We start from the raw sequence: 1,729 nt of genomic DNA, 5'->3' as shown, positions 1-1,729 counted from the left end.
ACCTTTGTTTCCTCTAAATCGACCTGTAAGCCTTCTTTTTTATTTTTCTTCGCCTTCATAAAGAAGAGTATAGTAATAATCAGAGTAAAGATTAGAGCACCAATATGTGCTGTTCCGTAAGCTAATCCAAACCCAAGCTTTGCGTCATTTAGTATATAGACTACTATCATATCGGTAATAAACAGTGCAGGAATTAAGCTGACGTAGTAATTTTTTCCTTTTACCATTAAATACATCGTAGCTATCCATAAAGCTAGTGCAGATGTCCCTTGGTTTGCAAAAGAGAAATATCTCCATAAAATATTAAAATCTATTTTAGTTAATAGGAATGAAATTGCAAACAATGGTATAGCTATTGCAAGCCGTTTAGTTAATTTTGCTTGATTGATATTTAAATAATCAGCAATAATCGAACGTGCTGCCCGGAATGCTGTGTCTCCTGATGTGATCGGTAGTACAATTACACCTAATACAGCGATTGTTCCACCTACTGCTCCTAGCAAGGTCATAGATACCTCTTTAACTACTAAAGAAGCGGTACCCTCATTGATTAATCCTTGTAATCCTTGCCCATCGAACATGCTCATTGCAGCAGCAGCCCAGATCATTGCGATAACTGCTTCGGTAATCATCATTCCGTAAAAAATGTATCGTCCCTGACTTTCATTTTGAGTAGTCCTCGAGATAATCGGGGATTGTGTTGCGTGAAAGCCAGATAAAGCTCCACAAGTAATCGTTAAGAATAGGATTGGGAATATAGGCAGCCCTGCTGGGTGCATATTCGTTAAAGTCAATTCAGGAATTGTATAATCAGAGAACATTAATGCTCCGCCAACTCCAAGTGTCCCGATTAATAAAACTGCACCAAAGATTGGGTAAAAGCGACCAATGATTTTGTCAATTGGTAAAATAGTAGATAAGAAATAATAAATAAAGATAGCTGCAATAATATAACCTAATGCTATTCTATTATCCAGGAGTGCGCTAAATAAGGAAGCTGGTGTAGTAACAAACACAGTCCCAACTAGTAATAACAATAATAGTGCAAAAACATTAACTAAGTGTTTGGAAAACTTCCCTAGGAATTTCCCAGCAAGTTCAGGAATATGTGCTCCACGGTTCCGAATGGAAATCATGCCTGTTAAATAATCATGTACTGCTCCAGCAAAAATAGCTCCCACGACAATCCAGATAAAGGCAACAGGCCCATATAAAGCTCCCATGATCGGTCCGAAGATTGGTCCTGTCCCGGCTATATTTAGTAATTGTATCAAAGCGTTCTTATTCTTGCTCATTGGTACATAATCTACCCCGTCTTGATTAGCATAGGCGGGTGTCATTCTGTCTGCTTTGGGACCAAATATTTTTTCAATAAACTTCCCGTACGTAAAATAAGCAATTACAAGGATCACTATTGAAATTAAAAAGGTAAACATGTTTTTCCCCCTCTATTATTATTTTTAAACTTTTAAAAACCTATATTTCTCAGTCGAAACATTATTCAAAAATCCTTTTATTATGTAACCGTTTTCTTGTATTTATATTTATCTTCTGAACTAGTTATTCCTTTTTATATAATTATAATTTCTTAATATCTAACCTGTGAGGAACTCAAGATGGAACCGCAATTTATTAATTATATTGCACACACAATCTTAGAATAAGATTAATACGTTTTATTGATAATCACTTTCTTAGCTATGTATGTGATCATATTATTAAAAAGACA

General features: G+C 35.3%; 1 protein-coding gene. It reads right to left on the bottom strand.

What is annotated here, in order from left to right; all coding sequences use genetic code 11:
- Nucleotides 1-1,436: carbon starvation CstA family protein (locus tag AC06OU_RS17835; RefSeq protein ID WP_475857572.1), on the bottom strand; the 1,436-nt coding region annotated here is incomplete at its 3' end.
- Nucleotides 1,437-1,729: the final 293 nt, after the last annotated feature.

The organism is Psychrobacillus sp. (genome assembly GCF_056205495.1).
The sequence above is the reverse complement of the archived record's forward strand: the minus strand, read 5'-3'. Positions and strand labels throughout refer to the sequence as shown.